At 37.3% G+C, this 6185-nt stretch carries 7 protein-coding genes; 6 read left to right on the top strand and 1 reads right to left on the bottom strand.

The window, feature by feature from the left end; all coding sequences use genetic code 11:
* Positions 1 to 403: 403 nt before the first annotated feature.
* Positions 404 to 640, bottom strand: coding sequence for an HP1242/YdcH family protein (locus tag KCG35_RS23270; protein ID WP_215822255.1), 237 nt, complete (start codon positions 638 to 640; stop codon positions 404 to 406).
* A gap of 694 nt (positions 641 to 1334) precedes the next feature.
* Between KCG35_RS23270 and ilvG the strand changes: the two genes are divergently transcribed.
* The 6 genes from ilvG (at position 1335) to KCG35_RS23240 (ending at position 6137) form a co-directional block, all read left to right on the top strand.
* The gene (gene ilvG / locus KCG35_RS23265; RefSeq protein WP_215822254.1) at positions 1335 to 2996 is read left to right on the top strand and encodes an acetolactate synthase 2 catalytic subunit; all 1662 of its coding nucleotides are present in this window, start codon (positions 1335 to 1337) and stop codon (positions 2994 to 2996) included.
* On the top strand, positions 2983 to 3246 hold the full coding sequence (locus tag KCG35_RS23260) for an ACT domain-containing protein (RefSeq protein WP_215822253.1): 264 nt from the start codon (positions 2983 to 2985) through the stop codon (positions 3244 to 3246). The genes ilvG and KCG35_RS23260 overlap by 14 nt, the downstream gene beginning before the upstream one ends.
* A gap of 237 nt (positions 3247 to 3483) precedes the next feature.
* Positions 3484 to 3897 carry a hypothetical protein gene (locus tag KCG35_RS23255; RefSeq protein WP_215822252.1) on the top strand — a complete coding sequence of 138 codons (414 nt, stop codon included), beginning with the start codon at positions 3484 to 3486 and terminating at the stop codon, positions 3895 to 3897.
* 192 nt (positions 3898 to 4089) lie between these two features.
* Positions 4090 to 4425, top strand: coding sequence for a hypothetical protein (locus KCG35_RS23250; RefSeq protein ID WP_215822251.1), 336 nt, complete (start codon positions 4090 to 4092; stop codon positions 4423 to 4425).
* 132 nt (positions 4426 to 4557) lie between these two features.
* A complete protein-coding gene (locus KCG35_RS23245) occupies positions 4558 to 5256 on the top strand; it encodes an aspartate/glutamate racemase family protein (protein ID WP_215822256.1) in 699 nt (232 codons plus the stop codon).
* Positions 5257 to 5540: 284 nt separating this feature from the next.
* Positions 5541 to 6137: a hypothetical protein gene (locus KCG35_RS23240; RefSeq protein WP_215822250.1), complete on the top strand. Its 597-nt coding sequence runs from the start codon at positions 5541 to 5543 to the stop codon at positions 6135 to 6137.
* Positions 6138 to 6185 lie beyond the last annotated feature (48 nt).

Raw genomic sequence — 6185 nt, 5'->3', positions numbered from 1 at the left:
TGTAGTTAAACTGTAAATTTACTGAAAGAGGTTTTTATTTATACGTCTAGGTTGCCTAGATAGTTGTCGAAAATATTAAAATGAATAATGCAGTTCATCCGTTAATAAAGGTTGGGTGTTGTGTTTGATTCGTATGGTAATTTGTAAAAAAAGAGGACATAGTTTTTACCAGTAGCTTATTCCTGAATAAGCTACTGGTTTAAAGCATTGTTTAATGTTAATAGCGTTCATACTATAAAAATAGTATGAGTTTGCTTTAACACGTTACAAGCGAGTCTTGGTTTTAAAACCACATATAGTTGATTTGCCCCCTAATAAAATAAAGGTTTAGTCAGAACTATATCTCAGTTGACGTGTAAACCACGCTACTAAGAAAGGATCTTTTAGTTTTTAACCAAGACTATTAACCGGTTAAGGCCGAATAGATTTGATCCTTGATATGAACTCTTTTTCTTTTCAGGGAGCCATAAAAGCCATCATCAATGGGGATCTCTCGCATTTGCAAACCATGAAGCTGATGGTCAATTTCATGGTACTCTGCTGCTAGCTTTGCAAACTCTGGGTTTTCTTGCTTTAGGCGGGAAATTTTGTCGCGATAATGAGGAAATTCTTCAACCAGGCTATGCTTATGCCGAATCATTGCGCTCCTCCAGCATGTAGGTTTCACATTACAAGTGTAGATAATCTGTACACACACTGCCAGTATAAAAAATCGCCACTAGTCAGATTACATTGTGAGAAATAGTCTAGAAGAAGGCTAAGGTGATGTCTTACTCAATCAAATAATGGGAAAAAGTAAAATTTAGGGTTGTAATCATCATCAAACTATGCTGTTATTTGGTTATAGCTGGCCACTGCAAAAGTTGATAAGTAAGTGAATGGGCTATGCATATATATTTCGTAAAGTGCATTGATTAGTCCGTAGAAGAATGTAGAGTAATTAAGTGTTGTTACTCTTGCTGGCAGTGCAAATAGACTACAATAAGTATGTAGATCAGTTTCTGATAAGTGGGGCAAGAAGATATAGAACGTTTGTGCCACTTAATATTGATGGATTTGTATAAAACATTCATCAATAATTTTTTGATAAAATTGTAGAGCTTAATGTAGGTTGTTTTTTAGAGCTCTATTTTAGACATTTTGATGGCATTAGTTTTTGATATGTACGATTTATTTGTAGGTAAACTCATTAAGATTATTAAACTCGTGGTGATTATTCACCAACGAGGGGGTTTTCCTGCATAGCTACTAAAGAAAGGATACCTAAAAACCCCCGAGGCAAAACCCCGGGGGTTTTTTTTTGGCAGCTTATAAAATTTAACGGTAATTACAGCATGAATGGCGCACAGTATATTATTCAGGCATTACAGCAGGCTGGTATTTCAACACTGTTCGGTTATCCTGGTGGTGCAATTATGCCCGTCTACGATGCCCTATATGATAGTCAGCTTGATCATATTCTGTGTCGTCATGAGCAAGGTGCTGCTCTAGCGGCAGAGGCTTATGCTCGTAGCTCAGGAAAACTGGGCGTTTGTTTAGCCACTTCAGGCCCTGGGGCTACAAACTTGCTAACAGGCATTGCGAATGCCTATCTGGATTCTATACCACTACTGTGTATTACAGGTCAGGTTGCTTCTCCTTTAATTGGCACTGATGCGTTCCAGGAAGTGGATATCCTGGGTATGTCGATCCCTGTCGTGAAACATAATTACTTGGTAAAAAATATAAGGGAGCTACCACGAGTTCTTGAAGAAGCAATGAGTATTGCTTCTTCAGGTCGCCCAGGACCGGTGTTAATTGATGTGCCAAAGGATATTCAATTAGCTCAAATTGTACCGTTAAATTTGCAAGTGAATAGTGATGATGATCCTGTTTGTTGCGGTGATGAATCAATTCGCCAAGCCAAACAGATGATAGTTCAAAGTCAACGGCCAGTTCTTTACAGTGGAGGGGGCGTAATTTTAGCCGATGCAGTGGAAGCATTTAGGGCATTTTCACAAGAAACTGGTATCCCTTCTGTTGTGACGTTAAAAGGTTTGGGAAACGATACAGAGCAAAACCCTAATTATTTAGGGATGTTGGGTATGCATGGAACCAAAGCTGCAAACTTAGCGGTGCAAGGCTGTGATTTACTGATTTGTGTTGGAGCAAGATTTGATGATCGTGTAACAGGAAAATTAGATACCTTTGCGCCAGAGGCTAAAGTTATTCATCTGGATATTGATGCAGCAGAGTTCGGCAAACTTCGCCAGCCTGATATTATTTTACATGGTGATTTAAAGCATAGCCTTAAAGCATTATCGCAACAATTGGATATTAGCCCTTGGCAACAATATTGCCAAACATTAAGACAAACCTATCGTTGGCGCTATGATCATCCTGGAGATAGTATTTATGCCCCAGCGCTTATTAAACAGATGGGCGATATGGCCCCTAGCAAAACTATTATTACGACAGATGTTGGTCAGCATCAAATGTGGGTTGCTCAACATTATCCTGTTCCTCATCCCAGACAGCATCTTTCTAGTGGAGGGTTGGGGACGATGGGCTTTGGCTTGCCTGCGGCTATAGGTGCCCAGTTTGCTAACCCTGATAGTTGTGTAGTTTGTTTTTCGGGTGATGGCTCAATAATGATGAATATACAGGAGCTAGCCACGATAAATCGTTACCGATTACCGATTAAAATAATTATTTTTGATAATCATCGTTTAGGGATGGTTAAACAGTGGCAAGAGCTATTTTTTACGGAACGATATAGCTCGGTAGAGTTGAATGATAATCCCGACTTTGTTGCTGTAGCTAATGCCTTTAATATCCCCGCCCTTCATATTAAACATAAAAATCAAATAAATAATGCATTACAAGAATTATTAAATGCGCAGAGTGCATTCTTGTTGCATGTAGAAATTGATCCTCAGGAAAATGTCTGGCCACTGGTTCCCCCTGGTGCTGCAAATTCGGAAATGATGGAGTGTACGAAAAATGCCACAGTTTAATTTACATTTAGTTGCTCGCAATACCCCAGGATGCTTAGAGCGTATTCTTAACACAAGTCGTGTTCGAGGCTTTGAAATTACTAATTTTTCAGCAAAACTGGATCATAATGAGCGTTATTACCAAATTGATTTAGCGGTTAATAGTCAGCGCTCACAGCAGTTATTAATTATGCAACTGGCAAAACAGTATGATATTCGCGAGTTAGCACCTGTTAAAATGAAACGTACTATTCGTTCTGCGGCAGTTTGATCGTTAATTTTAATAAAGTTGAGTCATGTTTAACTGTTTATTTATAAGAAGCGATTAAACATGATTCTAAAGTTGATCTATGCCTTTCAGAAATATTGCTTAACTCAAAAATATTAAGCTATGTAATGATGCAAAAGCTACAAATTTAACGTGTATACTTCAAAAAAGAGAACGGTTGAGTTTATCTAGTAAGGGGTACTAAGATAGCAGTGCATGACTTGATGAGAGATAAGGGTTATGAAGTACCAGTGGGTCTGCTCAGCATGTCAATCAGTTAATTCAGCCAGAGATGCTTTTTGTCAGGTATGTGGCTGTCCTGCAGTTGCTGATGCTTGGCTAATTGAGGGCTGGAAAGAATCGTTAACTCAAGAGCCTAAAAAACCTTCTAGTGATCTTTTAAATGTATCTGTATGGGACGGCTGGAGTATTCTTAAACACAAAACATCGTCATGTCCGCATTGTGCGCTACAAATGTATATCTATCAGGCAAAATGCCCACATTGCCTTAATACCCTGTCACTAAATGAACGTTATGTATTGATTGATAACTATCGTCAAGCTTTAAGTTATGGCTTGCGGTGGGGTGGAGTTGTGTTTGCTCTATTAATCGTTGTTGTGACGATAGTTAGTTATTTTGTTGGCAATAGTTAATGGTGATAGGGGGCTGAATAAATAATTGTTTTTAGCCTTGTAAATAGTTTACATCACTGATTGTGATGTGGAAGTGAACTAACATTTTTTGTACAATGCAACAAGAGTCGTTTGTTTGGATAAACGCTGCGTTTAATAGGCGTTTTTAAAGTTAAATATATTGGTAATAATGATTAACAGGAACGTTGTTTTATGAAGTATCATCATTTAGGTATTCCAACCAAGAAAGAAATACCAGATGAAAAATATTTACCGCATTTAAAAATGTATGTGAGTGGATATGGTAAGAATGAATATGGCATTGAGTGGGTAAGGTATGATGAAGATGCTGACTTTCCTGATATAGTGAAAGAGTTGCCTCATGTAGCCTTTGAAGTTGATGATCTTAAAGCTGCGATTGAAGGAAAAAATGTTATTATCAAACCTAATAGCCCTAGCCCTGGGGTATTAGTTGCTTTTATTGAAGAAAATGGTGCTCCCGTCGAGTTTATTCAAATTGATCGGTCAATGGTAGAAGAAGGAATATAGTTTAACAAATTATAATTATTTTTTTGTTCGGTATTTATTTATCAGCTTTTATTCTCTACTAGAAAATATGTTTTAAATAGCTAAAAATGAAGCGCGATAGGTATGAATTTTTTTAAATAGGTGGTTTGTGTGATGAAAACGATTGGACTGTTAGGAGGAATGAGTTGGGAAAGTACAGCCACATATTACCAGCTTATTAATGAAGGCGTTAAACATAAGTTAGGTGGATTACACTCCGCAAAAATCATTTTATATAGTGTAGATTTTGCACCATTAGAAAGGTTTCAACATGATGGAGACTGGAGTGAAATCGCATGTATGCTTGCAGAAAAAGCTCTCTGCGTTAAATCAGCTGGGGCTGATTTTCTTTTAATATGTACTAATACCATGCATAAAGTGGCGCCATATATAGAGGAAAAAATATCCATTCCATTACTTCATATCGCTGATGCAACCGCACAGTCGCTTATCACTCAGGGTATTAAAAAGGTTGGGCTGCTTGGTACTGCTTTTACAATGGAAGATGATTTTTATAAAGGGCGTTTGCATGAAAAACATGGGTTAAATGTATTGGTTCCTAAGGATTATGATAGACAAATTGTGCATCAGGTTATCTATCAAGAATTGTGTCAAGGAAAGGTAACAGAGGCATCAAAAGAGGCTTTTTTACGAATTATTGGTGATTTGCAAGAACAAGGCGCTGAAGGTGTTATCTTGGGATGTACTGAGATTGGCTTGCTTGTCAATCAGTCTGATACACACGTTTCATTATTTGATACTACACACATTCATGCTGATTTTGCGATAGAAACAGCATTATCTTTAGGGTGAATCCGCACTAGAAGATTAGTCGCTCCAGAATGTTGGAGTGGCAATGATAAAATAGCCGGTATCCTTATTAATCTATAAGTCTAACAGGATAAACACTAAGGATAGTGTGCATAAAACGCATTTGTGAAAGGAGTATATTAGATTTTGTTAACAGGGTTCTTCTCGCGTTATTTTGAATCATATAAGCTCCTAACTCCTATTGTGAGCATGCCCTATAAATAAGCACTTGCTGTTAATTAGGGCATTTAAAACCAATGATAACAATGATTCAATAAAGGTGAATTATGAGCAGAACCCTCTTGCTAGTTATTTTATCAGTTATATTTTCGGGGTGTGGGGTTAATGTAAAGCGTACTCTTAATAATAATGTCTTGGTGTCAAGCGGCTCACCCGCAGTGAGGTTGAACATACCGCAGACATTCAAATTAACAGACTCTGCTTCTGGTAAAGAATTTGCAGAATATCAAAATAAGTTTGGTGGTTCACAGAATGACAGGGAATGGTTTAGCTTTTTTGAACAAAATAAACAGCCAAAACCTCATAGAATGTTGTTTGTTGAGTTTAGAGAAGCGGGTGTTAACTCACACTTTTTAGAGAATGTAAAAAATAAAACGTTGTTTTCTCATGGTAATGCGTATGTGAAAGGCTTAAATATGAAGACAGCATTTAAGGTAGAAAACAAGTTTGATCAAAAAAGAAATATGAAAATTTGTTTCATTACTAAAATTTATCGCAAAGTTTTACCCCCTAAACAACGTAGAAGTTTTGTGATAATTTATGGTGAGCACTTGCCTTGTAATAAGGTTATGCAAGCTAGGAATAACTCAGCGTTGATTGCTGAAGTTAACGGACGAGCTGACGCCTTGATTAATCAGTTGTAACGGATTTAAGGATTACCCTTTTCGCAACTCATTCGAAAACACGACTAG

Origin of the sequence: Zooshikella harenae, from assembly GCF_018837975.1 — a bacterium.
Classification (GTDB): Bacteria; Pseudomonadota; Gammaproteobacteria; order Pseudomonadales; family Zooshikellaceae; genus Zooshikella; species Zooshikella harenae.
Note: the sequence above shows the minus strand (reverse complement) of the source record. Positions and strands in the feature narration are given on the sequence as shown.

What these genes read in the sequence shown, in the direction of transcription:
- KCG35_RS23270 (WP_215822255.1), bottom strand. Translation starts at nt 640, where the DNA reads ATGATTCGGCATAAGCATAGCCTGGTTGAAGAATTTCCTCATTATCGC.
- ilvG (WP_215822254.1), top strand. Translation starts at nt 1,335, where the DNA reads ATGAATGGCGCACAGTATATTATTCAGGCATTACAGCAGGCTGGTATT.
- KCG35_RS23260 (WP_215822253.1), top strand. Translation starts at nt 2,983, where the DNA reads ATGCCACAGTTTAATTTACATTTAGTTGCTCGCAATACCCCAGGATGC.
- KCG35_RS23255 (WP_215822252.1), top strand. Translation starts at nt 3,484, where the DNA reads ATGAAGTACCAGTGGGTCTGCTCAGCATGTCAATCAGTTAATTCAGCC.
- KCG35_RS23250 (WP_215822251.1), top strand. Translation starts at nt 4,090, where the DNA reads ATGAAGTATCATCATTTAGGTATTCCAACCAAGAAAGAAATACCAGAT.
- KCG35_RS23245 (WP_215822256.1), top strand. Translation starts at nt 4,558, where the DNA reads ATGAAAACGATTGGACTGTTAGGAGGAATGAGTTGGGAAAGTACAGCC.
- KCG35_RS23240 (WP_215822250.1), top strand. Translation starts at nt 5,541, where the DNA reads ATGAGCAGAACCCTCTTGCTAGTTATTTTATCAGTTATATTTTCGGGG.